This is a genomic window from Xanthobacter autotrophicus ATCC 700552 (assembly GCF_043194565.1).
In the GTDB taxonomy this organism is placed as follows: domain Bacteria; phylum Pseudomonadota; class Alphaproteobacteria; order Rhizobiales; family Xanthobacteraceae; genus Xanthobacter; species Xanthobacter autotrophicus_F.
In genome coordinates, this window is sequence record NZ_JBAFVS010000001.1 from 174,300 (window position 1) to 200,170 (window position 25,871).

A 25,871-nucleotide genomic window follows, 5' to 3' on the forward strand; every position below is an offset into this window, starting at 1 on the left:
GTATGCGAGCCAGGTTCAGGCCCGCTGAATTTCGATCCGGTCGCGTCCGCGCTTCTTGGCCCGATACAGGGCCTCGTCGGCCTGCCGCATGGCCGAGGCGATATCCACCCCGCACACCGACTTCACCGCGCAAATGCCCATGCTCACCGTGAGCCGGTTGAGATCGGGATGCACCTGAGCCCACGGCTCCATGCGCACCGACCGGCGGATGCCCTGGCCGATGGCAAGCGCCTCCTCCGCCGTGGCATTGGGCAGGAGGATGGCGAATTCTTCTCCACCGTGCCGGGCGGCGAGGTCGTCGGGACGGGTCACGGAGCTGCGCACGGCGGCAGCGATGCGCCGCAAACAATCGTCGCCGGCGGCATGGCCGAACCGGTCGTTGATGGCCTTGAAATGGTCGAGGTCGATGATGATGACCGCCACCGGCGTGCCTGCCACGCCGCAGGCCTGCCAGGCGGCACCGATCGCCTTTTCGAACCCGCGCCGGTTGGCGAGGCCGGTGAGCACATCGGTGGCGGCGATGGCGGACAATTCGGCCAGGGCCCGTTCCAGCGCAGCTTGCTGGCGCTTCAGCTCGGTGATGTCGGAGTGGGTGAAATAGCCGATGCCGGAGGCCGTGCGCCGGGCGATGACGCGGCGCCAGCGCCCGCCCGGCAGCAAGACCTCGAACGGCGCGCCGGCGAAATTGAGGCTGTCCTGCACGAACCCATCGGACCAGCGTTCCGGTTGATCGACCTTGGCCCAGGCATCCCGCACCACATTCTGGAGCGTGGCGCCGATGATCGAGTGACCCTCGGGCACATCGTAAAGAATGCGGAACTCGTCATTGGTGGCGATGATGCGGTCGTTCTGGTCGAGCACCATAGCGCCATCGGCGATATGGTTGAGCAGGTCGATGGGAAAGACATCCCAGCTGCCGGGTGGCAGCTCCTGCTGCTCCTCGCGCAGGTGCTGCCAGATGCGCAGGCGCATGCCCTCCGGCGTCGGCAGGGAGGCGACGCGCAGGTGGCGGCCCAGGTGGGTGAAGACGAAGGGACGCGACTGCGCCCTGTGGCGGGCAATGCCCTCCTCCACATAGCGATCGAGGTGCCGGCGCTCCTCCCCGTCGAGCCGGCTATCATAGAAACGGCGCAGATTTTCCCGGTAGGGCTCGCCGCGATGCACATGGCCGGCATGCTCGGGGAAAAACCGCAGGAAGCTGTCGTTCCACACCAATGTGCGATCGTCCGCATCGAACAGGCACAATGCGATGTCGATGGAATCGAGCAGACCGCCCATGAAATCGTACGTTTTGAGATTTGGCACCCAACCCGCCTGTTCGTCGCCTCACCATCCCAGGACACGTTCGAAGGACACGTTCGAAGGACACGCTCGAAAGGACACGCCCGAAGGACACGCTCGGACCCACGGTAAAGCCGCTCGCGCCAACGTACTCGGGTGGCATGCGCGTGCAACTCGCCGTTTGGCTGTACATTCGCCGGGCGGGGCCGCTTCAGCTTTCTTCCGGCAAACTCCAGCCGTATAGGCAGGGACGCCGCGCGCCAGCGAAAGTTTCGCCGTGACCATCTACCTGCCCATTGCCGAGCTTCCGATCGCCATCTTCACCGTCTTCGCAATGGGGCTGGCGGTGGGGTTCATCTCCGGCATGTTCGGCGTCGGCGGCGGCTTCCTGATGACGCCGCTCCTCATCTTCACCGGCGTGCCTCCGGCGGTGGCGGTGGCGAGCGTGTCGCCCTACATGGCAGCGTCCTCGTTCTCCGGCGCGCTGTCCTACTGGCGCAAGGGCATGATGGACCTGACCCTCGCCGGCGTGCTGCTGACCGGGGGCCTCGCCGGGACGGTGGCCGGCGTGCTCCTGTTCCTGTGGCTGCGGAAGATCGGCCAGGTGGACCTTGCCATCCGCATGTCCTACACGCTGCTGCTCGGCGCCATCGGCTCGCTCATGCTGGTGGAGAGCCTGAAGGCCATGGCGCGGATGCGGCGCGGCCTGCCGCCCACGGTGCGCCGCCCCGGCACCCGGGCCTGGTTCATGCGGCTGCCGCTGAAGATGCGCTTCCGCCGCTCGCGCATCTATGTCTCGGCGCTGCCGGTGATCGGCATCGGCTTCGTCATCGGGCTGCTGGGCGCGGTGCTCGGCGTGGGCGGTGGCTTCATCCTGGTTCCCGCGCTCATCTATCTGCTGCGGGTGCCGACCCAGACTTCAGTCGGCACCTCGCTGGTGCTCACGCTGGTCACCATGGCGGCGGCGACCGTGCTCCACGCCGAGGCCAACGGCACCGTGGATGCGGTGCTCGCCTTCGTGCTGATGGTCGGCGGCACCATGGGCGCCCAGTTCGGCGCGCGCACCGGGCAGACCTTGAAGGCGGAGCACCTGCGCTTCCTGCTCGGCATTCTGGTGCTGTCGGTGGCGGTGCGCGTCGCCGTCGATCTCGTCAGCCGGCCCGCCGATACTTTTGCCGTTACCCAGGAGGCGCAGCCGTGAAGGAACGGAGTGGCGCAGCCGTGAAGGAAGGGGTGGGCGCAGCCGTGAAGGAACGGAGTGGCGCAGCCGTCAGGGCGCTGGGGATCGGCGCAGCGCTTCTCGTCCTCCTGATCGCGCTTGCGGCGATGCCGGCGCGGGCGGGCGGGCTGGTGGTGTCCGTCTCGCAACCCCAGGTTCGGATCACGTCGAGCTTCACCGGCGCAGACCTGGTGGTCTTCGGCGTGGCCGAGGCCCAGGATGGCGATGACGGCCCCATCGACGTGGTGGTGACCGTGCGCGGCCCTGGCGAACGCTTCACCACCTGGCGCAAGTCCCGCGTGCTCGGCCTGTGGGTCAATTCGGACAGCCGCACCTTCGTGGAGGCACCGGCGTTCCTCGCCGTTCTCTCCAGCCGCCCCACCGACCAGATGGCCAGCCCGGAAACCCTGCGGGTGGAGCAGATCGGCCTCAATTACAACATCCTCGTCCAGCGCGTCGGACCCGACTTCGCCGATGTGGTGCCGAGCGACCCGTTCCGCACCGCCTTCCTGCGCATCCAGGCCGCCCAGGACGTCTATCGCGAAGATCCCCGCGGCGTCGTATTCCTTGCGCCACGCGTGTTTCGCGCGGAGGTCGGCATTCCGGGAACCGCGCCCCTCGGACGCTATAGCGTGGCGGTCAAGGTTTTCCGGAACGGTTCCATTGTGGCCACGGCACTGGCCAGCTTCGATGTGAACAAAACGGGGTTTGAGCAAAAGATCGCAGAATTTTCCCTAAGGGACGGTTGGTTGTACGGTCTCGTGGTTGCATTGGGCAGTCTCGCGGTGGGCTTTATGGGCAACCTGCTGTTCCGCCGGGACTGAAGATCGCTCAGGAGCGCGGGAGCGCGCCGGGCGCTACAACCATTCATTTAGCGAGATGTGCGGACGCGGTTACCGACGTGATGCTTTGTTGCCCGTCGTCTCACTTTTTTCTTGAAACTGCTTTTTTCCGCGGTCACACAAGAGTGAGCGTCACATCACGAATGAGCTACCTCCACCTGATGGGCAGGACCGGGCTGGCCCGATGTGACTTCGGACCATCAAGCTTCGGGTGCCAAGCCCTGACCGGCGCCCGTAGGGGACGGGGTGGCGCTTCATGCGCCGCCCCGGAACCCCGCCTCCTCCCCGGTTCGATCCACCCGCGCTGTCGGCTCGGCCTTACGGATCGTCTGCGCCGAAAGTCGGCCTCGGTGCCGACGGATCGAGGCAAAGGGCAACTTCCCTCCGGGTGCCGTTCCGCTTAGACACGACAGGACAGGGCCGGCCGAGCCTCTGTCGGGGGCAGGTCAAGCCGGCTTCGAGCAATGCGGCTTCGAATGAGCCTGGGGGAGGGACGCGTGGCTGGCAGCATCGCCATTTCCGTCGAGGGCGGCATCGCCCGCCTTGTGCTGACCAATCCGGAGCGGCGCAACGCCATTTCCAGCACCATGTGGCGGGGCCTCATCGCGTTCGCGCAGGACGCCGCCCATCGCAGCGATATCCGCGTTGCCGTGCTGCGCGGCGAGGGCGACCTCGCCTTTTCCGGTGGCGCCGACATCTCCGATTTCGACACCGCCCGCTCCGATGCATCCGGCGCACAGAGCTATGACGACCTGGTGGAGCAGGCCTGCTCCGCCATCGAGAGCCTCGCCTGTCCCACCATCGCGCTGATCAAGGGCGCGTGCGTGGGCGCCGGCGCGGCGCTGGCGGCGAGCTGCGACATGCGGATCGCGGCGGACGACGCCTTTTTCGCCATTCCCGCCGCCCGCCTGGGCCTTGGATACGATCCGCGCGGCATGGCGCGGGCGCTACGGGTGTTCGGCAGCCAGGGCGCGCGGCACCTGTTCTTCACCGCCGAGCGGCTGACGGCGGCCCGCGCCCATGCCATCGGCGCCGTGGACGTGCTCGTTCCCGCCGCCGAGGCGGAAGCCGCCGCCGAACGGACGCTCCACCGCATCGCGGAAAATGCGCCGCTGACATTGAAGGCCGCCAAGCTCGCCATCCGCGCCGCCGAGACGGGGGCGCAGGCGCTGCTGGGCGAGGCCCGCCGCGCCACCGCCGCCGCAAATGCCAGCGCGGATTACCGCGAAGGCCGCCTCGCCTTCGCCGAGAAACGCGCGCCCCGCTTCTCCGGCAGCTGAGGACGGCGGCAGGCAACGGGCGTCAGGCGTCCTTTGCCGCAATCCTTCCGGCTGTTTGCCCCGGGCGCTATTTTCCTTGGGCGCTATTTTCCTTGGGCTTTCAGGCGCTTGTTGCAGGCACTCCAGAACTGGGGCCATTTCTGGCCGGCGGGCACCTTCCCGGCCTCCTTCGCGGCGCGCCACTCCGCCCCACAGGTTGTCTGGCGCTGGTGCACGGCGGTCTGGGCGGGGGTGGTCGCCTTGGGGGCTGCGGGCTTTGGGGCAGCCGTGTTGGGGGCAGCCGTGTTGGGGCCAGCCGGCTTCGTGGCCGTGGGCGCCGCAGTCGTGGGCGCGGCCGTCGCCGGCTTTGCGGCCGGGGCGGTCTGGGTCGGCGGCGTTGCGGTGGCCTGGGCGAGGGCGGCAAATGCCGTTGGCAGCGTTGCGGCAAGGGCAACGCAGAAGTGGGCAATGCAGAAGAACGCGATGCGCAAGGACATTGCGCGGCCTCCAGAGGTGCTGCGCCGGGACGCGCAGTCTGTTCGACGTGAAATCGGAATCGGCTTCACCTCAAGGATGTAGCACGCCGAGCGCGGCGGAACAGCGGCATCGGGGCGGGGTCGTGTCTCCGTTTGAAAAAGAAGCGCCGTCGGCCCCCTCTCCCGCTTGCGGGGGAGGGCTGGGGAGGGGGCGGGACTGCGCATCGGCACCGACGGCGCCAAGGAAAGCCACCTGTTGCCCCCTCCCTGCCCTCTCCCTGCCCTCTCGAAGCAGCAGAACTTCAAACTGAGACACCACCTGGGACCGATCCGCGGCAAGGGCGTTGGACAGAAGCGCATGGCGCGGCTATATGGTCCGCCGCCGTGTTGGGGCGTAGCCAAGTGGTAAGGCAGGGGATTTTGATTCCCCCATCCCCTGGTTCGAATCCAGGCGCCCCAGCCAATGCGACATAGTCATATCTATCGATGACGCATCGGCATCCTAGACACAGCCGATTGTCGCTCACTCTTAGATCTGAGGCGCATCAAGGTACTAACCCGTGTGAATAAGGTGCTCGATGGCGCGCACAGCCTCGCAGGACAAGGTGCGCTTTGCGATTGAGGGGCCGCATGGTCGCTACTCAACTGCATGGGTCGCTTGGGGCCATGAGGGCACGGTCTACGTCGCGGGGCGGAGCATCAGTGGATTTTTGAAGGTTAGCCTCCATCCCGAGGGCGGATATCGATTCGGCTTCACGCGGGAGTTTCATGAGCTGCCCGACAAGCCCATACGGGTTTCAGGACCACGCAGCTTAGTGGCGTGGCCAAGACCAGTTACGGGCCCGAACGAGATTAGGCAGATTGCCTCCATCTGCTTCCCGGTCCAGCACCTCCACTCTTCCGCACCCGTTTCGACCGCCAAGAAGCCGTACGTCGTACTCCAGGCAAGCACCGCCGACGGAGCGGCCTTCGTGGGATTTTTCCTGTCTCGAGTCTCCCCGGTGGCTGTTGAATCCGCCTTCAAGCAGGTGGGCAAAGTTCCCATCGGACAGTGGCACTTGGCAGACGGGCACGCCATCGCTATGGCGGTTTGGGAGGCTCCCTTCGACCCGAGTGCCATCGACGATTTGTCAGGGAAAGGAACGGGCTTTTTCCGGCTTTTGTCGGCGGACCAGGACCTGAATAGTCGGGAGGTATCAAAAAACCTCACTTTTTTGGCATGCAACGAACCGTCCGCCGATATCCCACTTCAGCTCATCGAAGTCGGTGGGCTTTCGATCGACGTCTCGAAGTAAAATTTCCCCGAAGCTCTCGGCACCCAAGCCATCTGCGGACCCGGCAGCAGGAACGGCGGCGGACGGCGCAGGACCTTGCCGACGCACGCTGGTATAACCCCCCAATGCCCCGCCCCTACCATAACGGCACGCCCTCGGACCATTTCGACGGGACGCGCTTCTTCAACCCGGATCACCCCTCCACCGACAAGACCGCGCGCGACCTCATGCGCTGGCGCAAGATGCGCACGGACCGCGGCGCGTGGCCGGCCGTGCCGGCCCTGCCCACGGCCACCGACACGCCGCCGGCAGAGGTCACGTCCGGCATCCGGGTGAGCATGGTGGGGCATGCGAGCGTGCTGATTCAGGTGGCGGGCCTCAACATCCTCACCGATCCGGTGTGGTCGGAGCGCGCCAGCCCCCTGCCCTTCCTCGGGCCGAAGCGGTTCAACCCGCCGGGCATCGCGTTCGAGGCGCTGCCGCGGATCCATGCCATCCTGCTCAGCCACAACCACTACGACCATCTCGACCTGCCCACCCTCGGCCGGCTCTGGCGGACGCACCGCCCGCGCATGGTGGCGCCCCTCGGTAACGAGGTCGTCATCCGCCGCAAGCTGCCGGACCTGCCGGTGGCCACCGGCGACTGGGGGGATCGCTTCGCGTTGAGCGCGGACGTGGACGCGGTCATCCACCCCGCCAACCACTGGTCGGCGCGCGGCCTCAAGGATCGCCGCTTCGCCCTGTGGGGCGGGTTCGTGCTGGCAACGCCTTCGGGCGTGATCTATTTCGCCGGCGATACGGGCTATGGCACGGGCGAGATCTTCCGCGCGGTACGCCACGCCTTCGGGCCGCCGCGCCTCGCCTTCATCCCCATCGGCGCCTACGAGCCGCGCTGGTTCATGGCGCCCCAGCACACCAATCCCCACGAGGCCGTGCGCATCCTGGAGGACACCGGCGCGGAACAGGGCCTCGGCATCCACTGGGGCACCTTCCGCCTCACCGACGAGGCGCAGGACGCGCCGAAGCACGCCCTCGCCGCGGCGCTGCACGCGACCGGCATCGCGCAGGAGCGCTTCCTGCCGTTCCATCCCGGCGAGGTGTGGCGAACACCCGCCTGAAGCGCCAGCCGACGCGCTTCAGGCCAGCGCCGCCTCCAGCCGGTCGGCGATGGTTTTCAGCACCTTCACGCGGGCGAAGTGCTTGTCCTCCGCCTCCACCAGCGTCCACGGCGCCTCGCGGGTGGCGGTGCGGTCCACCATTTCGGTCACCGCCGCCTCGTAGAGCGGCCATTTCTCGCGGTTGCGCCAATCTTCGGGGGTCAGCTTGAAGCGCTTGTAGGCGATGGTCTCGCGCTCCTCGAAGCGGCGGGCCTGTTCATCCTGGCTGATGGCGAGCCAGAACTTCACCACCACATAGCCGGCGCGGGTGAGCTGGGCCTCGAAATCGTTGATCTCCCCATAGGCCCGGCCCCAGTCGTCGGGACCGCACAGGCCCTCGACCCGCTCCACCAGCACGCGCCCGTACCAGGACCGGTCGAAGATCGCGGTACGCCCGTGGGCGGGAATATGCCGCCAGAAGCGCCACAGATAGGGCCGTGCCCGCTCCTCGTCGGTGGGCGCGGCGATGGGATGGACCCGGAAGCGCCTGGGGTCCAGCGCCCGGCGCAGACGCATGATGGTGGAACTCTTGCCGGCCGCGTCCGAGCCCTCGAACGCGATCACCAGCCCCGAACGGGCGAAGGCCGGCCCGTTGGTGAGGCGGGTGATGCGGCTCTGGGCCTGCGCCAGTTCGCGGTCATACTCCGCCTCCGGCAGGCTGCGCGACATGTCGAGGGTGGAGAGGATGGAGAAAGGCGGCAGCAGCCCCGGCACATGCATGGGGTTGGGCGGCAGGGGCAGCGGCGCGGGTTCCGGCTCCGATGCCATGGCGCGCAGCTTCTCCAGCAGCAGGCTGCCCACCATGGCGTCGCAATATTCCCCGTCCGCGGCCGGCACCACATGCCAGGGGGCGATGTCCGTGGAGGTGGCGCGGGCCGCGTCCTCGGACGCCCGATGCAGCCGCTTGCGGGCGTCGGCGCCCTCGATCTCGGCCCATTCACGCACCACGGGGCGCTGGTAATCGCCCTTGGTGAGAGCCTTGAGCCGGTTCCGCGCTTCCTCGGCGTCGAGATAGAGCCAGATTTTCAGGACGCTCACGCCCTCGGCGTGGAGCATGCTCTCGAAACGCTCGATCTCGTCGAGGGCGGCCATGAAATCGGCCCGCCCCATGGTGCCGAGCGCCCGCTTGCACAGCGGCGCGTGGTACCAGGAGCCGAGCATGACGCCGATCTGGCCGAACGCCGGCAGCTCGCGCCAGTATTTCCACATGGGCGGCCGGTCTTCCTCGGCGCAGGGCGTCTCGAAGGTGAGCGTCTGCACCTTGCGCACGTCGAGCCAGCTGTAGAGCCGGTTCAGGACGGCGCCCTTGCCGGCACCGTCGGGACCGTGGATGAGCACGATCAGGCTGCGCCGCTTCGCCTCGATGAGCGCGAACTGGGCGTTGAGCAGGTCTTCGCGCAGGCTGGGCTCCAGCGCCTTGAAGGCGGCCTTGTCCAGCCGATGCTCAAACGTGGCCGATTCGAACATGCCGCCCTCCCTAAACGCTGGAAGGGCAGCGTGGCCGACACCTCAGGCGGACGCAACCTTCTGCACCCCGGAGGACGGCACCTTCACCAGCGCCTCGCCGTCGAGCACCACCTCGCCCTTCACGCTGCAAACGCACGACAGCCGCGCGCGATACCGCTCGGGGATCAGCTCCACCACCTTCACCTCCACGTCCACGGTGTCGTCGATGCGCACCGGGGCGCGGAAGTTGAGGGTCTGGGAAATGTAGATGGCGCCAGGCCCCGGCAGGCGGGTGCCGAGCACCGCGGAAATCAGGCTCGCGGTATAGAGGCCGTGAGCGATGCGGCCGCCGAAGGGGGTCTTCGCGGCGAAATGCTGGGAGAGGTGGATGGGGTTGCGGTCGCCCGTCAGCTCGGCGAAACCGACGATGTCCGAGGACGACACCGTCTTGGACATGCGCTCGATGCGGCCAAGGGTGAGGTCTTCGAAATAGAGGTTCTGCAACTCGAGAAACATGGGCGCGCTTCCTTGTCCTTTTTCGGGCGCGGACTTTAGAGCCCCCCGGCGCCCGTGAAAAGTCGCCCAAAAGGGTGAGGTGGATCGCGCCTTCTCCTTCCGCACGGTCAGAGCGTGGACACCGCCCTCAGCCGAAGGCGGCAAAGCCGAGCACCACCGGGTCGGTCACCTTGCGGCCGACGCGGCGGAAGACGCCGCCGCCGTCGCGCACCCCATCCTGATTGGTGTTGCCCTCGATGGTCACCAGCTTGCCGTTGATGTTGTCGGCGACGATGCCGGCATGGCCGGTGCTGCCGGACAGGCCGAGGAAAAAGACCATCCCCGGCGTCACCAGCGAGGGATCCACCTGCGCCTCCCGCGCCGTCACCACGCGCACGCCGGAGGTGCGGGCGCACGTTTCCTTCCAGGCGGTGCGCACATGGCCGCTGCGCGGCACCCGGTTGGCGACGCCCAGGTCCGCCGCCGCCTGCGCGAAGCACCAGTAGACGAACGACATGCACCAGGGATTACCCCGGCCAAGGCCGACGCTGCCGAGGAAGGCCTCCACCTGCCGCCCGCAATTGCTGTTGGGCGGAACTTCCCTGACGCCGATCTGGTCCGCCGCCACATCGAGGACCGCCGTGGCCAGGGTGCGCTCCGCCTTCTTGATGGCGATGCGCGGCTTCACCCATTCGCTCTCGATGGACAGGGGACCAAACAGCGCGCCCCAGGTCATGGGGCCGACGATGCCGTCGATCTCCAGCGGCGCGCCGTCGAGGTCCACGGAGCGCGCCTGAAAGAGCTGGACCGCGTATTTCGTGGGGGTATCGAAGACGCCGGTGGGCGCTCCCGGCGAGGCCCCCATCTCGGCGAGGCGCTTCTGCAGGCGGCCGACGGAGACCTTGTCGCCGGCCTTCTCCATCAGGTACTTGCCGGGGAAGCGGGGAGGATTGTCCGGAAACTCCAGCACGCTGCCGTCGGCGGGAAGAAATGGCGTGGGCTTGGCCACGTCATCGCTTTCGGGCGGCGCCTGGAAGCCGAGGCGCTCGGCCACCGCCGCCTCGTCCGCGAGGGCGGACAGCAGGGTCATGCCGCCGCACTGCTGGCTCACCGCATCGGGGGAGAACAGGCCGTCGCGGATGAACTTGCCGCGCGTATAGACGTTGCTGAAGCCCCAGAGATAGGGGCTTTTGACGAACGGAAAGCGGGTGCGATAACCGAAGCCGTTGTAGCGCTCCAGCGCATAGGCGATGCCGGGGACGGTCCACTTCGTCCATCGGTCGAGCCCGTCGTAAGCCAGGGCATCGATGGCGCTTTCGACCCAGCTGTAGGCGCCGCCGCCGGCGGGGGCCTTCTCCGGCCGCCCGGCCGGCACATGGACCGTGCGCGCCGTCAGCGGATCGCCATTGTGCAGGTGCGCCGAGAAGGCCATGTCGGCCTCCAGGTTGTGGATGATCGCCACCACAAACCAGGGCACGGAGGTCGCTGCCTCCACCGTCTCATACTGCTTGCGGTTGGCGGGGCGCAGGACGCGGTCGGCGACACGCTGGACCTCGTCGCGGCGCTCGGGCCGGATGACGAGGGACGCGAACAGGCCGGCATATTCGGCGGCGAGCTGCTCGTCCAAGATGGGCTTTGCCATGGATCGCCTCCTGAAGAGCCCAGGTTGCAACCCATGGATGATGCGCCCGCCCGCGCTGGCCGGACATCCCCTAAACGCAGTAGGGCGCGAGTGCTCGGCCGAATGCCCAAAGGAAGTGGTTCGGGCCCCGCGCCGGCAGGATCGACGGCCGATATCCCGGCCGTGGCGATCAGTCCGCCTGTTCGCGCTGCTTCTTCATGAGCGCTTCCAGTTCCTCGTCCTTCGCCTTGGGCAGGACGAGGTTGGTCCGCACCAGAAGGTCGCCGTGACCGCCGCTTGCCGCGGGCAGGCCCTTGCCGCGCAGGCGGAAGGTGCGCCCGCCGGAGGTCCAGGCGGGAATGGCAAGCTCCACCGCCCCCTTGAGGGTGGGCACCCGCACCTTGGCCCCCAGCACCGCATCGGCGAGGTCCACGTCCAGATTCTGGCGCAGGTCGTCGCCGTCGCGCTCGAAGATCGGATGGGGCGCGTAGGAGATGGTGACGTAGGCATCCCCCGGCGGTCCGCCCATGGCGCTCGGCTCGCCCTGCCCCTTCAGGCGCATGCGGTGCCCCTCGCGGGTGCCGACGGCGATCTTGATGTCGATCTGCTTGCCGTTGGGCAGGCCGACGCGCTTGGATGCCCCCTCCGTCGCCTCCTCGAAGGAGACCGGAAGGGTGATCTCCATATCCGCGCCGGGCTGGGGCGCAAAGCCGCCGCCGGCGGAGCGGCGCTGGCGGCCGAAGCCGAAAATGTCGCCCATGTCTTCAAAGCCACCGCCGCCGCCACGCGCGGAGGAGCGTCGCGCGCCCTCGGGGCCGAAGGAGAAGCTTTCGAAAATCGTGTCGCCGTCGTAGCCGGAAAAGCCGCCGGGACCGCGCCGCTGTCCGCCGCCGCGAAATCCGGTGAACTCGGGGGCTTTCGGCTTGCCCTCGGCGTCGATCTCGCCGCGGTCGTACTGGGCGCGCTTCTCCTTGTCCTCAAGGATTTCGTGCGCTGTATTCAGTTCCGCAAAACGGTCCTGGGCCTTGGGGTCGGACGCATTGGCATCGGGATGCAGCTTCTTCGCAAGCTTGCGATAGGCGCGCTTGATCTCGGCCTCGTCGGCAGTCTTGGAGACGCCGAGGACGTCGTAAGGATCACGCATGGGTCAATCACCTCGCCGGCCGGCTTTCCCTAAGCCTAGAGGGCGATTCACCGAGCAAATGAGTCAATCTGCCCGGATCGCGCTCTAAGCGGCCAGCCGCACCCTAGGATGTGGTTCGCGGCGTAAAAAATGCAACGCCCGCGCTGCCGACCGGCGCTTTTTTCGCACCTAAGCCTTGCCTCAGGCCTGCCCGAGCACCCGGACCTGCGACAGGACCGTGCCGCCGCGGGCCTTGCAGACCTCGCCCTGGATCCAGCGGTCGGTGGCCTTGCCGTCCACCAGCGAGATCATGAAGTCGCGGCAGCCGCCGGCGCGGGCCGGCCCGACCGGCGTCGCCGTGCCGCGGGAGCCGGTCTCCGGATTGTCCCACGGGATGGAAACGTCCTTCTGGCGCGCGGCGAGCGCCTGGTCGAGGGCGATCTTGGCCTGAACCCAGTCGCTGGCCGAAACCCCGGTGGGGGCGTGGCCGTCCGGCACCGGGAGGGAGGCCGGCGTCGCCCGGATGGAGCCGGTGACGATGGCATCATCCGGCGACACGTTGACGGTCGAGCAGCCGCCGAGGCCCGCGGCGACGAGCCCCGCGGCCGCCATGCGACAGAGCGCTTCGCGCCGACGGATCGCGCTTCTATATAAGGAACGGCAGCCGGCCATGGGGACGGCACGCGAGAGGCGAGGCACAAGGGGCTCCCACATGACTTCGAGCACCGGCATGGAAGCCCACAACCCCTTAACATCCGGTGATTTTACGGAGGTCTCCGAACCGTTCCGGCTGTTTGCCGCATGGCTCGCCGAGGCCGAGAAGAGCGAGCCCAACGATCCCAACGCCATGACGCTCGCCACGGTGGATCCCGACGGCCTGCCGGACGCCCGCATGGTGCTGCTGAAGGGGCTCGACGCCCGCGGCTTCGTCTTCTTCACCAACACCGAGAGCGCCAAGGGCCGCGAGCTGGCGCAAACCCCCAAGGCCGCCCTGGTTTTCCACTGGAAATCCCTGCGCCGGCAGGTGCGGGTGCGCGGGCCGGTGGAACAGGTGAGCGCGGAGGAGGCCGACGCCTATTTCGCCACCCGCCCCCGCCTGTCGCAGATCGGCGCCTGGGCCTCGAGCCAGTCGCGTCCGCTGGAGGGCCGCTTCGCACTGGAGGCGGCGGTGGCATCTGCAACCGCGAGATACGCCCTCGGCACCGTGCCGCGCCCGCCGCACTGGACCGGCTTCCGCGTGCTGCCGGTGGCCCTCGAATTCTGGCACGATCGCCCGTTCCGGCTGCACGACCGGGTGGTGTTCCGCCGCGAGGGGGAAGGCGCGGACTGGTCCAGGACGCGGCTGTTCCCCTGAGGCATCCCTGTCCTTGGCACCCTGTCCCCGGCACCCTTTCCTTGACGTTGCGGCGCGAGGGTGCTGCATGTCGGGCCGACATGCTTCAGCCCTGAACGCCGGCCCGGGACCCTTGTCATGACCGCCGAACCCGAAGCCACGCCCCGCATCATGCTCCTCACCGGGGCCTCGCGCGGCATCGGCCATGCCACGGTGAAGCGCTTTTCCGCCGCCGGCTGGCGCGTCATCTCCTGCTCGCGCCACGCGTTTCCGGAAAAATGCCCGTGGGGCGCCGGGCCGGAGGACCACATCCAGGTGGACCTTTCCAGCCCCGCCAGCACCAAGGACGCCATCGCCGAGGTGCAGCGCCGCCTGCCGGACGGCCGGCTCGACGCCCTCGTCAACAATGCCGCCATCTCCCCCAAGGGCGAGGGCGGCTCAAGGCTCGGCACCCTGGACACCGACCTTGAAACCTGGGTGGACGTGTTCCAGGTGAATTTCTTCGCCCCCATCATGCTGGCGCGGGGGCTATCGGCACAGCTGGAGAAGGCGCAGGGCTCGGTGGTGAACGTCACCTCCATCGCCGGCTCGCGGGTGCATCCCTTCGCGGGAGCGGCCTATGCCACCTCCAAAGCGGCGCTGGCCTCGCTGACGCGGGAGATGGCCTCCGACTTCGGGCGGCGCGGCATCCGCGTCAACTCCATCGCGCCGGGGGAGATCGACACCGCCATTCTCTCGCCGGGTACCGACAAAATCGTCGAGCAGATCCCCATGCAGCGGCTCGGCACGCCGGACGAGGTGGCCAAGATCATCTACGTGCTGTGCACCGATACCTCGTCCTACCTCAACGGGGCGGAGATCCACATCAACGGCGGCCAGCATGTGTGAGGCCGGCGCGCCGGCTTGACCCTAAAGCGCTGCGCGGGCCTGGTCTCACAGCCAGCGGCGCCACTTGAAGAAGACGTAGGGCAGGATGCCCGAGATCACCATGGCGACGAGCGCCACGGGATAGCCGTAGCGCGATGCCAGTTCCGGCATGTGCTCGAAATTCATGCCGTAGATGGACGCGATCAGCGTCGGCGGCATCAGCACCACCGAGAGCACGGCGAAAATCTTGATGATGTTGTTCTGCTCAAGACTGACGAGGCCGATGGTGGCATCGAGCAGGAACTGCAGCTTGTCGCCCATGAAGGCCGCATAGTCCGAGAGGCCCGCCACATCCCGGCTCATGGACTTGACCGACGCCCTGGCATCCTTGCTCACCACGACCCCTTCGGTCTCCGTGCCGAGGAAGGACAAAAGCCGCTGCAGCGAGGCCAGACTCTCCCGGGCGTAGGAGACCAGGCCCTCCTTGCGGCCCACATGGGACAGGATGGCGCGATAGCGCTGGTTGGCGTTTTCCCGGCTCTGGTCGCGCTCGAAGATGCGCTTGGAGATGCGTTCCACGTCGGCGCCGATCTGCTCCAGCACGTCGGCGGCGCGGTCCACGATTGCTTCGAGCAGGTCGATGAGGATGATCTCGCCGGTAACGGCAGAGGGGCAGGACTTGGCCAGGCGCCCGGCCACCGAGGGAAAGGCGCGGGGCTCGCCGTAGCGCACCGTAATCAGGCGGCCCTTGGTCACGATGAAGCTGACCTCCAGCATGACCGGCGTCGGCGTGTCGGCCCCGCACAGGAGCGAGGCCGTCATGTATCGCGCATCACCTTCTATATAGAGGCGGCTCGACTGCTCGATCTCGCCCATCTCTTCGCGCGTGGGCACGGAAATGCCGGCGAAGGCTTCGGCCAGAATATCGTCGGCTTCAGTCGGCGAGATCAGGTCGAGCCAGACCGTCTCGGCCGGTATCGGCCCTTCGGCGACGGGGAAGCCCTTCAGGCCCCCATCGCTGAACACATAGGCGTTGAGCATGCGGCAAGTCCCCGGATTGCCCGGCTGTTGTAGCCCCGGCGGGACACCGAAGGAAATGCCGCCGTGGCCCGGCCCCCGCGCCGGCCCCCGCGGCGATCACGCGCCCTCAAGCTGCGAGAAAGTCGATGTCCTTGAGGGTGACCACGCGGTTCGGCTCACCAGCGGCCTTGACCTCGGCGATGCGCTTCTCGCTCGCCTGATGGGCGGCCGCGGCAACGGCCGAAATCCCGATTTCCCGCCACTGCTGGTTCTGCGCCATACGCTTCAGATCCGATTCCACCCGGGTGCTGAGCCCCTGCGACGGCTGTCCGGTAGACATGTCCTACTCCTGTACGGTGCGACTTTTGACGTTGCGGCACCTTCGCGTGACCCTTTGAGAAATGGCGTTCGACTGCGTCAAAACTGTGCAACCGATGCGACTTCTCCGAGGTCATACGAGGAGTACGCGCCCAATTCCTTGAGAAACTCCAAAGGGCGGTGACGAAACGGCAGGCTGTGCGGCATTTCTGCAACGCTTTCGCATAAGCGGGCGCGGGTGCGCGCAGAACTCTTCAAGCATGGCGGACATTGGGTTAATTCAATCAGAGCGGGATCGATTCCTCCTTGCGCGGCAAGGCAGAGTAGAACGAGGCGAACATGAATTGGCGGCTGGTCGGAGCACTGCTGGCGGGTTTGATGCTCAGCGGCTGCGTGTCGGGAACTTACGCACCGGCACCTGAAGCGGCGATGACGGCGCGGGACAGGCAGCTTCTCGCGAACAAGCCTTATCCCAATGTGAAGCCGAGCGGCGATTTCGCCCGGCATGTGGTCGAGTATCCGACGACCAAGAAGCCGGGCACCATAGTCATCGATACGCCGAACAAGTTCCTTTACTATGTTGAAGGCGGTGGTAAGGCGATCCGATACGGTGTGACCGTGGGTGAGGAAAGCCTCGCGTTCCGCGGCCAGGCGAAAGTGGGCCGCAAGGCGGAATGGCCGAGCTGGACCCCCACGCCGGAAATTCACCAGCGCATCGCCGGGCTTCCGTCCTATGTTGGTCCCGGCCCGCACAATCCCATGGGTGCGCGCGCCCTGTACCTGTACCAGGGCAACCAGGACACGCTGTTCCGCATCCACGGCACCAACCAGCCCGAATATATCGGGCAGGCCATCTCCTCCGGCTGCATCCGCATGCTGAACGAGGACGTGATCGACCTCTACAACCGCGTGCCCACGGGCTCGGAAGTGGTGGTGCTCTGATCGCCGCCTGACCGGTTAAAGTCATGGTTTGACAAGGGGCGCGGTTCATCCGCGCCCCTTTGCATTTCTGCACTCCCAAACCAGACGCCTCTTGTTGCCGCCTCTCGTACTGGCCCCGACTTTTTCTTGGCCCCGACTTTTTCTTGGCCCCGCCTCTCGTCTTGGCCCCGCCTCTCGTCTTGGCCCCGCCTCTCGTCTTGGCCCTATGCGAAGCGGGGTCCGCGCACGCGCCGCGCGAGCTGTCCCAACGGCCCATGGGCCAACCTCCTGCGCCGTTGGGCTCATTTCCCGTCCGCTTTCCCGCCGGCTCCGTCGGGTTCGGCATCCGTCGCCGGATCGCCCGGTGCGGAACCGCTGGCAGGAGCCGGGGCGGGCGCGGTGTCCTTCGGCTTCGGCTTGTCCTTCCTGGCCACCACCGTGCCCGCATCGAGGTTCCAGCGGCACAGCCGGAAGCCCATCCGGCGCTGGGCGAGGTCCACATGGATATGGTCCTCGTGATAGCCGTCCGATCCGGGGCCGAGCACGGTGGTGAAGCGACGGCAGGCGCTGTCCTTCATGGCCGCGCGCAGGCGCGGCGGCAGACCACCTTTCTCCACCTTCACGACACGGGCGTCGGCGAGTTCGAAGCCGCCCACGTCCAGGGCATTGCCAAGGCCGTGCTCGCTCATGCGCGCGCCGGACACGCGATTGCGCGGGCGGCAGTCATAGGACGCCGCCACCGTGACGGCCGTCACCTGCGATCCCAGCGCGGCAATGGCCGGGGCCAGATCCTCCCGCAGCCAGCCGGCGACCGCGGCGGCCACCTCGCAGCGGATCACGGCGGCCGGCTTGAAGGCGACGAGGCGGCCATCCGGGAGGCGCACGGCGGACAGGCGCACCGCCTGCGCGAGACCACAGCTGCCTCCGGGCGCCAGATGCGCACCCAGGGGGGCATCCAAAGTCGCGACCATGGTTCCGTCCTCGATCAGGGCTGCGCACGCCGCCGGCATCTCCCGGGCCGCGCCCGCAGGCGCTGCTTCCGTACCGGATGCGCCCTCGCCGGCCGGAGCGGACGCATCCGGGCGGGTGGGCGGCAACGGGATCGTGCCGGGCGCAACCGGCGGTCCCGGGTCCATGCCCAGATCCACGCCTGGATCCGCGCTCAGATCCGTGCCCTCCTGTGGGCCGACCGTTCGGGCGGCGAGCCGGGGCGCAGGGGCCGGCTGCTGCGCGTCCTCCTCGGCATCCAGCTCGGCCGGCCGCGCCGGCGGCAGCGGCGCCGCGCGCAGGGGCGGACGCCGCACGGCGGTGGGCGCCGGCACCGCCACGACGAGCCCCGGCGGCTTCTTCGGCGGCAGCGGAGCGGTCGCCCCGAGGGCCGGTCCACTCGCAACTCCGATCGACGCGACCAGAAGGCAGGATACCCCGGAGCAGGCGCCGATCAGCCTGCGCCACCACCTGATCGGGTAACGCGTTCTCCTTGTCGAAACCCGAGGGCGATCGACCGAGCAAATTGAGCCCATCTGCCCCGATCGTGATCTCAACCGGGCGATCCGCAACCAGCCGGTTCGGGCAGGATCCGACGCGGTGGCGGCCGGCGGGGCGGAAAGGCGGACGCCGGGCGGCGCAGATCGTCGCAACTGCATGATGCGTGATAGTAGAGAAGCTGGACCGCCCGGTCGATACGGCCCGGCCGGTCCCTTTTCCTCCCCGGCGCGCCGTTGGCCGCCTCGTCCGGATAGGCCCATGCGCGATGTTTCCGCCCTGCTCTTCGACAAGGACGGCACCCTCGTCCATTTCGACCGCACCTGGGGCCCGGCCTGCGGCGCGGCCATGCGCGCGCTGGCGGGGGACGATGCCGCCGCGCTGGCGCGCCTTCAGACGGTAAGCCACTATCTGCCGGCAGAAGAGCGCTTCCTGCACACCTCTCCCCTCGTCTCGGGGTCATCGGCCCATTATGGGCCGCTGTGGGCGCAAGCCCTCGGCCGGCCGGCGACGGCGGACTTTCTCGCCGAGATCGACCACCTGTTCGCCCGCGAGGGCCTTGCCTTCCTCACCCCCATCGGCCGGCCGCAGGCGACGCTGAGCCACCTCAGGAGCGCTGGCTTCAGCCTCGGCATCGTTACCAATGATGCCGAGGACAGCGCCCGCCGGCAGGCCGAGGCCCTCGGCATCCTGCCGCTGCTGGCGGCGGTACACGGCTATGATTCCGGCTTCGGCTCCAAGCCCGGGCCGGGCATGGTCGTGGCCTTCGGCACCCGTTTCGGCCTGGCGCCGCACACCATGGCCGTGATCGGCGACAGCGCCCACGACCTTGCCGCTGCCCGCGGGGCCGGTGCCCGTTTCATCGCCGTGCGCTCGGGTCCTGCCCCCATCGACGACCTCTTGCCCGAGGCCGACCTGGTGGTGGACACCATCGACGACCTGCCCCGGATTCTGATCCTGGAGCCCTCTTCCCCAGCGCAGGAAAACGCTGTTTAACCAGACCATCGCCCGCGAGCGGACGGATGGAATGATCAGACGCAGGCTTTATACGGAAGAGCGCTTCTCCCCGCTGGCGCAGTGGAGCTTCCGGCTCGCCTTGTTCTCCCTGCCGGTGGTGGCGCTGGCGGCGCTTTTGTACCGCACCGGCTTCCTCGATTTCCAGCCGGCGCTGGTGACCCTCGCCACCGGGCTCGGCCTTGCCGCGATCGCCGGCGTGCTCGGCACCATCGCGTTCTTCATCACCTGGGAAACCGGCTGGCTGGGCATCGGCCGGGCCATGGCGGCGGTGGGCATCGCGGTGCTGGTGCTGTCCGGCCCCGCCGCCGTGCTGGCGCGGGGCATGATGCTGCCGCCCCTTACCGACATAACCACCGACGCGGCCGATCCGCCGCGCTTCCGCTCCCTCGCCCTCGCCTTTCCGCGTGACGCCAACACCCTGGCCTATGGCGGCATCGACAATGCGGCGGCGCAGCGCATGGCCTATCCCGGCATCAAGCCCGTGGATCTCACCGCGACGCCGGAAGAGGCCTTCAACACCGTGCTCGCCCTGGTGCAGAAGCGCCACTGGACCATCCTGGACGCCGTTCCGCCCCGCGGCACGCGGCGCGACGGGCAGATCGAGGCGGTGGCGGTTTCACCCATCATGGGCTTCCGCTCCAACGTCTCCATCCGCATCCGCCCCACGGCGAAGGGCGCACGGGTGGACGTGCGCTCCGCCTCCCGCTACGGCACCCATGACCTGGGAACCAATTCCGAGCGCGTGGAGGCCTTGATGGCCGACCTCGCCGCCGAGCGCCGCCACCGCTGAGGGCAGCCGGCTCAGGAGGTCCGGCTCAGGAGGTCTGGCTCAGGAGGTCTCAGGGGCGCCGTAGTCCCCACCGGTCCCATCGGGCTTGGCGGCGAGCAGCGCCATGGCGGCGGTCGCCGCCTCGTCCGGCAGCGGTGCCATGAGGTCCGGATCGTCGTTGCGGACCGCATTGACGCGGGTGGAGACCGGCCACAGGTCGAGGTCCGCGCCCGGAAGGGCGCGCATGAGGTCGCGCGGGTCCTCCGCCTCCAGGAAGGCGGCGATGTCCGATTCGGGCAGAATCACCGGCATACGCTCATGGAGGGGGCGGAGCATCGGATCGGCCGAGGTGGTCAGGATGGTGAAGGTGCGCAGCCACTGGCCCGTGGCCGGATCCTTCCAGCCCTCCCACAATCCCGCGAGCGCCATGGGCCGGCCGTCGGCGCGGCGGATGAAGAAGGGTTGTCGCTGCCCGGGCGCCGGCGCCCACTCGTAAAAGCCGTCCGCCGGCACGATGCAGCGGCGCCGGGCGCGCCACGCAGAGCGGAAAGAAAGCTTTTCGGGCGCGGTCTCGGAGCGGGCGTTGATGAGCCGGGCGCCACCCGACGGGTCCTTGGCGAAGGACGGCACCAGCCCCCACCGGAGCAGGGAGAGGTGGCGCACGCCCGTCTGCGGATGACGGCGGACCACCATGAGATCCTGCGTCGGTGCCGCATTCCAGCGCGGCGGCGCATTGGGCAACGCCGCCAGCGCCGGGTCCACATCGAACACCTCGCCGATGCGCGCTGGCGGCATCTGCTGGACAAACCGGCCGCACATCAGGCGCTGGTCCCGGTTCGGCCGGCGTCAGGCCGCACGCCGGAATCGCCCGGTGATGGCCGCAACCGGGCCATCGGTCGCCACGCGGCCGCTCGACACCAGATGCTCCAGGTGCGCCAGTACGGTGAGGGATGCCGCGCCCACCAGGCGCGGATCAAGCCCGATATAGATGCCGCGCACCAGATCGGGGATGGTCTCCACCTCCCGGTCGAGGGCGCGCAGGATCGCCGCCTCACGGGCCAGGCGATGGGCCAGATAGGTGCGCACGAAGTCGGGCGCATCGGTGACCGGGCCGCCGTGGCCGGGGAGATAGATGCGCTCCTCCCGCCGCCCGAGCATTTCGAGGGAGCGGATATAGTCGCCCATGGAGCCGTCCGGCGGCGCGACAATGGAGGTGGCCCAGCCCATCACATGGTCGCCGGAAAACAGCAGGTCGTCTTCCCTCAGGGCGAAGGCGAGGTGGTTGGCGCAATGTCCAGGGGTCAACAGGGCCGTCAGGGTCCAGCCCGGACCCGCGACCGTGTCGCCCTCCCCCAGCCTGATATCAGGGGAGAAGTCGGTGTCGGCACTGGCATCGAGCGGATTGACCTCGCCGATGGCAAGGGGGCGGGCGGCACGATGGGGCCCCTCCCCCAGCGTCACCGCTCCGGTTGCCGCCACCACCGCGCGCGCGGCGGGAGAGTGGTCGCGATGGGTGTGGGTCACGAAGACATGCGTCACCGTCTCGTGGCGCACGGCGTCCAGCAGAGCCGCGATATGGGCGGGATCATCCGGACCGGGATCAAGGATCGCCACCTGCCCGCGGCCGATGATGTAGCTGCAGGTGCCGGTGAAGGTGAAGGGGGAGGGATTGGGCGCCACGATCCGGCGCACCAGGGGGGACACCTCATCCACCCGGCCGGGTGGCGCGTCGAACGCGCGGTTGAAAGCGATGTCCTCACTCATGATCCAAGCCTCACGACGTCGAGCGGAAGGTCTCAGGCCTTCTGGAGCGGATGCGATCGGGGTTCAATCCACCTGATCGGAGAATCCGCCCGGAAACTCAAGAGGTATGGATACGCGCATGCCCCGAACGCCCTTCGGGGGCGGGCTGCACCGCCCGTGGCAGCGAAAGCAGAGGGTCGCCGAGGCGCGCCACCAGCGGCAAACAATAAAAAAGCCCGCTGCCGAAGCAGCGGGCTTTCCCGACGAAGCGAAGCTTCGATCAGAACTTGTAGTTCACGCCGGCCTTGAGGGTGTGGAACTTGGTGTCCACGGAGCCGGTGACCAGATAGTCGCTGTAGTAGCCAGTGGCGTAGCTGTAGTCGGTGCTACCGAGATCGACGTACAGATATTCGGTCTTGAACGTCCAGTTGTTGGTGATGGCATACTCGACACCACCGCCGACGGTCCAACCCCAGTTCGTCGAGGAAGCGGAAGCACCCCAGGCGTAGCCGTCAGATTCAAACGCGCTGTAAGACAGCTTGGTCTTGCCGTAGGCCGCACCACCGGTGATGTAGGGCAGGAACCGGTCGAAGGCGTAGCCGAGGCGAGCACGGATGGTGCCGAAGTAGTCAACCGAGGCGCCGTAGTTGGAGCCGTAGGTGTACGGGTGCAGGACGTCGGTCTCGTTGTAGCTGTACTTGCCCTCGATGCCCGACCACTGCAGATCGGTCTCGACGCCGATCACGACGTTGTTGGCGAACTGGTAGTTGTAGCCGATCTGACCACCGGCAAAGAAGCCGGAAGAGTTGATCGAGTTGGAATAGGCGTAGTGGACGGATTCGTAGTACGGGTCGAACTCGGCCTCGTCGAAGGTGAACTTGTCACCGCCGTAGCCGGCGTTGGCGCCGATGTAGAAACCGGTCCAGGAGAACACCGGCACGACGGCGACCGCCTTGACGGGATACTTCGTCGCCAGGTCAGCAGCCATGGCCGGAGCCGAAAGCGCCGCCAGCGCGACAGTGGCGAGAAGGAACTTCTTCATGACCAACCCCCTTGTTGGGTGTTACGCAAATTCGTTGTCGTCACAGACGTAAGACACGAGACGCTTCGTCCAGTGGCACCTATCTAGCAGAGGCCCGCACGGAATGCCGTTACATTCCTGCCACACTGGACCCAAATCAGCACAACCAATCGCCGGAATCATATTGGGTTACCGCCTTTTAGCTGCCATTGCAGAACTTCCGCGCCGCCAAGCCGCCGGTCCCATGCTCAAACGGTAAAAAGAACGTAAACACAGTGCCTTCAGCCCCCATTCAGGTACGCGCCGCGAAACTGCGATTCGAGCTGGGACGATCCCCAAGGAGGAGTCTTGCCATGCAACTTATCCGAGTCTCGCGCAGGTTGGCCCTGCCACTCATCACGGCCCTGGCCGCAAGCCCGATCCAGGCCCAGGCGCGGCCCGATTCCCTCACCCTGTCCTGCCAAGAGGCCGCCGCCCTGGTGAATGCGAGCGGAGCCATCGTGCTCGGCACCGGCCCCAACATCTACGACCGCTATGTCCGGGAGATTCGCTTCTGTTCGGGCGCCGAGCAGCTCAAGGCGGAGTGGGTGAAGACGCGGGACAACCCGCAGTGCTTCATCGGCTATACGTGCTACGTGCCGAGCCGCGACAACAACCTGGGCCGGTGAGGCCCCGCTGCGGGAATCGCTCCGCAGGGTGTCGCGCCATGGCTCGGGCGCCCTTGAGGATCGGCCCGGCCCGCACCACGTAGAGGGGCAGCCCGACGGACGGTCCAACGGAAGGGTCGATGATGAAAAGAGTGTCCCTCGCCCTCGGCACCTTCGCATTGCTGGCCGGTCCCGGGCTGCTCACAGGCGTCGCGCTTTTGGCCGGCACCGGGCGGGCGCTCGCGCAGACCCCGAGCATCACCATGACGTGCGCCGAGGCGGCCGCGCTCATCACCACGCGTGGGTCGGCCGTGCTGGCCACCTCCCGCACGCTCTACGATCGCTATGTGCGCGACCGGAGCTTCTGCCTCTACGACCAGGACACAAGGCCGGAATGGGTGCCGACGAAGGACAATCCCCAGTGCTTCATCGGCTATAGCTGCTTCGAGCCGTTCCGCGGCGGCAGCCTCTCACGCTGAGCGCCACCGGGGCATCGGCCCCGGCAGCTTCAGGAATGCCGGGTCCGGCGATGCCGGATCAGGCGATGCCAAATCAGGCGATGCCGCGCGCCTTCAGCACGTCCTCGATCTCCTCGAGCACGCCGGCGTCGTCGATGGTGGCGGGAACCGACCATTCGTCGTGATCGGCGATCTTCTTCATGGTGCCGCGCAGGATCTTGCCCGAGCGCGTCTTGGGCAGGCGGTTCACCGTCACCGCGAGCTTGAACGCAGCCACCGGGCCGATGCGGTCGCGCACGAGGCCCACCAGTTCCTTCTCGATCACGTCGGGGGCGCGGCGCTCGCCGGCCTTGAGCACCACGAAGCCGCAGGGCACCTCGCCCTTCAGCTCGTCCTTGACGCCGATGACCGCGCATTCGGCCACGTCCGGATGGGAGGCCAGCACCTCCTCCATGCCGCCGGTGGACAGGCGATGGCCGGCAACATTGATGATGTCGTCGGTACGGCCCATGACGAAGACATAGCCGTCGTCGTCGAGGAAGCCGGCGTCGGAGGTCTTGTAGAAGCCCGGGAAGTCGGCGAGGTAACCCTCGGCGAAGCGGTCGTCCTGCTGCCACAGGGTCGGCAGGCAGCCGGGCGGCAGCGGAAGCTTCACCACGATGGACCCCATGGTGCCCGCCGGCACCGGCTTGGCGGCCTCGTCCACGATGGCGATGTCATAGCCCGGCATGGGCACAGTGGGCGAGCCGAGCTTGGTGGGCAACAGGCCGAGGCCCACCGGATTGGCGGCGATGGCCCAGCCGGTCTCGGTCTGCCACCAATGGTCCACCACCGGCACCTTCAGCTGCTGCTGCGCCCAGATCACCGTATCGGGATCGGCGCGCTCGCCGGCCAGGAACAGGGTGCGGAAATGGGAGAGGTCGCGGCCCTGCTTCAGGAGGCCGTCGGGGTCCTCCTTCTTGATGGCGCGCAGGGCGGTGGGCGCGGTGAACAGGGCCACCACCTTGTGCTCCTCGATCACCCGCCAGAAGGCGCCGGGGTCCGGCGTGCCCACCGGCTTGCCCTCATAGACGAGGGTGGTCGCGCCGTGGATCAGCGGCCCGTAGACGATGTAGGAATGGCCCACCACCCAGCCGATGTCGGAGGCGGTCCAGAACACCTCGCCCGGCGCGATGCCGTAGAGGTTCTTCATGCTCCAGTCGAGGGCCACCATGTAGCCGCCGATGTCGCGCACGACGCCCTTCGGCTTACCGGTCGTCCCGGAGGTGTAGAGGATGTAGAGCGGATCGGTGGCCGCCATGTCCGCGCAGGGCGCGTGCTTGCCGGCATCGGCCGCCGCCGCGCAGGTCGCGGCCCAGTCGAGGTCGCGGCCCTCGGTCAGGGCGCCCGGCCCCTCGGGACGCTGGAGCACGAGGCAGCGCTCCGGCTTCACCGCCGACATGGAGATGGCAAGGTCGAGCAGCGGCTTGTAGGCCACCACGCGGTTGGGCTCGATGCCGCAGGAGGCGGCGAGGATCACCTTCGGCTCGGCGTCCTCGATGCGGGTGGCCAGCTCCTTTGCCGCGAACCCGCCGAACACCACCGAATGAATGGCGCCGATGCGGGCGCAGGCGAGCATGGCGGCGATGGCCTCGGGCACCATGGGCATGTAGACCAGCACCCGGTCGCCCTTGCCGACGCCGAGGTCCTGCAGCACCGCACCCAGCGTGCTCACCTCTTTCAGCATCTCGCCATAGGTCAGGGTGCGCTTGGCGCCGGTGACGGGGCTGTCGTAGATCAGCGCCGCCTGGTCGCCACGGCCGGCCGCCACGTGGCGGTCGAGGGCGTTGTGGCAGATATTGCCCACGGCATCCGGGAACCAGCGGCCATAGACGCCGGCCTCGGGGTCGAAGATCTTCTCCGGCGCCCTGGACCACTCCAGGGATTTCGCCGCCGCACCCCAGAAGGCGGAAGGATCCGCACGCCAGCTGGCATAGGTTTCAGCGTATCCGCTCGTTCCGACCTCGGACATGGACGCCTCCCATTCGACCCTCTTGTTGGTGGAGGTTACTGCCGGTCGCCTATCCACGACGCAAGTTC

The 25,871-nt window shown here is 67.7% G+C and carries 26 protein-coding genes and 1 tRNA gene; 13 read left to right on the forward strand and 14 right to left on the reverse strand.

Annotated elements, in window-relative coordinates; translation table 11 throughout:
* Positions 1-15: 15 nt before the first annotated feature.
* Positions 16-1,278 carry a sensor domain-containing diguanylate cyclase gene (locus tag V5F48_RS00870; protein ID WP_394039133.1) on the reverse strand — a complete coding sequence of 421 codons (1,263 nt, stop codon included), beginning with the start codon at positions 1,276-1,278 and terminating at the stop codon, positions 16-18.
* Between the two features lie 280 nt (positions 1,279-1,558).
* Here V5F48_RS00870 and V5F48_RS00875 point away from each other — a divergent pair, with 280 nt between their 5' ends.
* From V5F48_RS00875 to V5F48_RS00885, 3 genes are all read left to right on the forward strand, one after another.
* Positions 1,559-2,482, forward strand: coding sequence for a sulfite exporter TauE/SafE family protein (locus tag V5F48_RS00875; RefSeq protein WP_394039135.1), 924 nt, complete (start codon positions 1,559-1,561; stop codon positions 2,480-2,482).
* Between the two features lie 20 nt (positions 2,483-2,502).
* Positions 2,503-3,324, forward strand: a complete 822-nt coding sequence (locus tag V5F48_RS00880) for a TIGR02186 family protein (RefSeq protein ID WP_394039137.1) — start codon at positions 2,503-2,505, stop codon at positions 3,322-3,324.
* A gap of 515 nt (positions 3,325-3,839) precedes the next feature.
* The gene (locus V5F48_RS00885; RefSeq protein WP_394039139.1) at positions 3,840-4,622 is read left to right on the forward strand and encodes an enoyl-CoA hydratase-related protein; all 783 of its coding nucleotides are present in this window, start codon (positions 3,840-3,842) and stop codon (positions 4,620-4,622) included.
* 83 nt (positions 4,623-4,705) lie between these two features.
* On the opposite strand, the gene V5F48_RS00890 is transcribed toward V5F48_RS00885, so the two are convergent.
* Positions 4,706-5,098: a hypothetical protein gene (locus V5F48_RS00890; protein ID WP_394039141.1), complete on the reverse strand. Its 393-nt coding sequence runs from the start codon at positions 5,096-5,098 to the stop codon at positions 4,706-4,708.
* 367 nt (positions 5,099-5,465) lie between these two features.
* On the opposite strand from V5F48_RS00890, the gene V5F48_RS00895 reads away from it, so the two are divergent.
* From V5F48_RS00895 to V5F48_RS00905, 3 genes are all read left to right on the forward strand, one after another.
* Positions 5,466-5,540 (forward strand) — tRNA-Gln (locus tag V5F48_RS00895).
* Positions 5,541-5,655: 115 nt separating this feature from the next.
* Entirely contained in the window at positions 5,656-6,372 is a 717-nt protein-coding gene (locus V5F48_RS00900; RefSeq protein WP_394039143.1) for a hypothetical protein, read from the forward strand.
* Between the two features lie 104 nt (positions 6,373-6,476).
* Complete coding sequence (locus V5F48_RS00905; protein ID WP_394039145.1) at positions 6,477-7,469, forward strand: MBL fold metallo-hydrolase; 993 nt, start codon at positions 6,477-6,479, stop codon at positions 7,467-7,469.
* Positions 7,470-7,487: 18 nt separating this feature from the next.
* Here the strand turns inward: V5F48_RS00905 and pap are convergent, their stop codons facing one another.
* The 5 genes from pap to V5F48_RS00930 form a co-directional block, all read right to left on the reverse strand.
* The gene (gene pap / locus V5F48_RS00910; RefSeq protein WP_394039147.1) at positions 7,488-8,975 is read right to left on the reverse strand and encodes a polyphosphate:AMP phosphotransferase; all 1,488 of its coding nucleotides are present in this window, start codon (positions 8,973-8,975) and stop codon (positions 7,488-7,490) included.
* 42 nt (positions 8,976-9,017) lie between these two features.
* Complete coding sequence (locus V5F48_RS00915) at positions 9,018-9,470, reverse strand: MaoC family dehydratase (protein ID WP_282639745.1); 453 nt, start codon at positions 9,468-9,470, stop codon at positions 9,018-9,020.
* Positions 9,471-9,597: 127 nt separating this feature from the next.
* Positions 9,598-11,091, reverse strand: a complete 1,494-nt coding sequence (locus V5F48_RS00920) for a peptidoglycan-binding protein (RefSeq protein WP_394039150.1) — start codon at positions 11,089-11,091, stop codon at positions 9,598-9,600.
* 169 nt (positions 11,092-11,260) lie between these two features.
* On the reverse strand, positions 11,261-12,214 hold the full coding sequence (locus V5F48_RS00925) for a DnaJ C-terminal domain-containing protein (RefSeq protein ID WP_394039152.1): 954 nt from the start codon (positions 12,212-12,214) through the stop codon (positions 11,261-11,263).
* 180 nt (positions 12,215-12,394) lie between these two features.
* Positions 12,395-12,805 carry an RT0821/Lpp0805 family surface protein gene (locus V5F48_RS00930; protein ID WP_394039154.1) on the reverse strand — a complete coding sequence of 137 codons (411 nt, stop codon included), beginning with the start codon at positions 12,803-12,805 and terminating at the stop codon, positions 12,395-12,397.
* Positions 12,806-12,905: 100 nt separating this feature from the next.
* Between V5F48_RS00930 and pdxH the strand changes: the two genes are divergently transcribed.
* The gene (gene pdxH / locus V5F48_RS00935; RefSeq protein ID WP_394039156.1) at positions 12,906-13,547 is read left to right on the forward strand and encodes a pyridoxamine 5'-phosphate oxidase; all 642 of its coding nucleotides are present in this window, start codon (positions 12,906-12,908) and stop codon (positions 13,545-13,547) included.
* 117 nt (positions 13,548-13,664) lie between these two features.
* Complete coding sequence (locus V5F48_RS00940; protein WP_394039158.1) at positions 13,665-14,414, forward strand: SDR family NAD(P)-dependent oxidoreductase; 750 nt, start codon at positions 13,665-13,667, stop codon at positions 14,412-14,414.
* Between the two features lie 45 nt (positions 14,415-14,459).
* On the opposite strand, the gene V5F48_RS00945 is transcribed toward V5F48_RS00940, so the two are convergent.
* On the reverse strand, positions 14,460-15,434 hold the full coding sequence (locus V5F48_RS00945; protein ID WP_394039160.1) for a magnesium transporter CorA family protein: 975 nt from the start codon (positions 15,432-15,434) through the stop codon (positions 14,460-14,462).
* Positions 15,435-15,540: 106 nt separating this feature from the next.
* Complete coding sequence (locus tag V5F48_RS00950) at positions 15,541-15,753, reverse strand: hypothetical protein (RefSeq protein ID WP_394039162.1); 213 nt, start codon at positions 15,751-15,753, stop codon at positions 15,541-15,543.
* Positions 15,754-16,070: 317 nt separating this feature from the next.
* Between V5F48_RS00950 and V5F48_RS00955 the strand changes: the two genes are divergently transcribed.
* Positions 16,071-16,673, forward strand: a complete 603-nt coding sequence (locus V5F48_RS00955; protein WP_394039164.1) for a L,D-transpeptidase — start codon at positions 16,071-16,073, stop codon at positions 16,671-16,673.
* A gap of 281 nt (positions 16,674-16,954) precedes the next feature.
* On the opposite strand, the gene V5F48_RS00960 is transcribed toward V5F48_RS00955, so the two are convergent.
* A complete protein-coding gene (locus V5F48_RS00960) occupies positions 16,955-17,980 on the reverse strand; it encodes an extensin-like domain-containing protein (protein WP_394039166.1) in 1,026 nt (341 codons plus the stop codon).
* 418 nt (positions 17,981-18,398) lie between these two features.
* On the opposite strand from V5F48_RS00960, the gene V5F48_RS00965 reads away from it, so the two are divergent.
* Together V5F48_RS00965 and V5F48_RS00970 are read left to right on the forward strand one after the other, a co-directional pair.
* The gene (locus tag V5F48_RS00965; protein ID WP_394039168.1) at positions 18,399-19,133 is read left to right on the forward strand and encodes an HAD family hydrolase; all 735 of its coding nucleotides are present in this window, start codon (positions 18,399-18,401) and stop codon (positions 19,131-19,133) included.
* A 31-nt stretch (positions 19,134-19,164) separates the two neighbouring features.
* Positions 19,165-19,944: a DUF1499 domain-containing protein gene (locus V5F48_RS00970; protein ID WP_394039170.1), complete on the forward strand. Its 780-nt coding sequence runs from the start codon at positions 19,165-19,167 to the stop codon at positions 19,942-19,944.
* A gap of 39 nt (positions 19,945-19,983) precedes the next feature.
* Here V5F48_RS00970 and V5F48_RS00975 read toward each other — a convergent pair whose 3' ends face one another.
* The 3 genes from V5F48_RS00975 to V5F48_RS00985 form a co-directional block, all read right to left on the reverse strand.
* Entirely contained in the window at positions 19,984-20,742 is a 759-nt protein-coding gene (locus V5F48_RS00975) for an SOS response-associated peptidase (protein ID WP_394039172.1), read from the reverse strand.
* A gap of 27 nt (positions 20,743-20,769) precedes the next feature.
* Complete coding sequence (locus V5F48_RS00980; RefSeq protein WP_394039174.1) at positions 20,770-21,687, reverse strand: MBL fold metallo-hydrolase; 918 nt, start codon at positions 21,685-21,687, stop codon at positions 20,770-20,772.
* 259 nt (positions 21,688-21,946) lie between these two features.
* A complete protein-coding gene (locus tag V5F48_RS00985) occupies positions 21,947-22,708 on the reverse strand; it encodes an outer membrane protein (protein WP_394039176.1) in 762 nt (253 codons plus the stop codon).
* Positions 22,709-23,040: 332 nt separating this feature from the next.
* Between V5F48_RS00985 and V5F48_RS00990 the strand changes: the two genes are divergently transcribed.
* Together V5F48_RS00990 and V5F48_RS00995 are read left to right on the forward strand one after the other, a co-directional pair.
* Positions 23,041-23,355, forward strand: a complete 315-nt coding sequence (locus tag V5F48_RS00990; RefSeq protein ID WP_394039178.1) for a hypothetical protein — start codon at positions 23,041-23,043, stop codon at positions 23,353-23,355.
* 119 nt (positions 23,356-23,474) lie between these two features.
* Entirely contained in the window at positions 23,475-23,813 is a 339-nt protein-coding gene (locus V5F48_RS00995) for a hypothetical protein (protein ID WP_394039180.1), read from the forward strand.
* 73 nt (positions 23,814-23,886) lie between these two features.
* On the opposite strand, the gene V5F48_RS01000 is transcribed toward V5F48_RS00995, so the two are convergent.
* A complete protein-coding gene (locus V5F48_RS01000) occupies positions 23,887-25,803 on the reverse strand; it encodes a propionyl-CoA synthetase (RefSeq protein ID WP_394039182.1) in 1,917 nt (638 codons plus the stop codon).
* Positions 25,804-25,871: the final 68 nt, after the last annotated feature.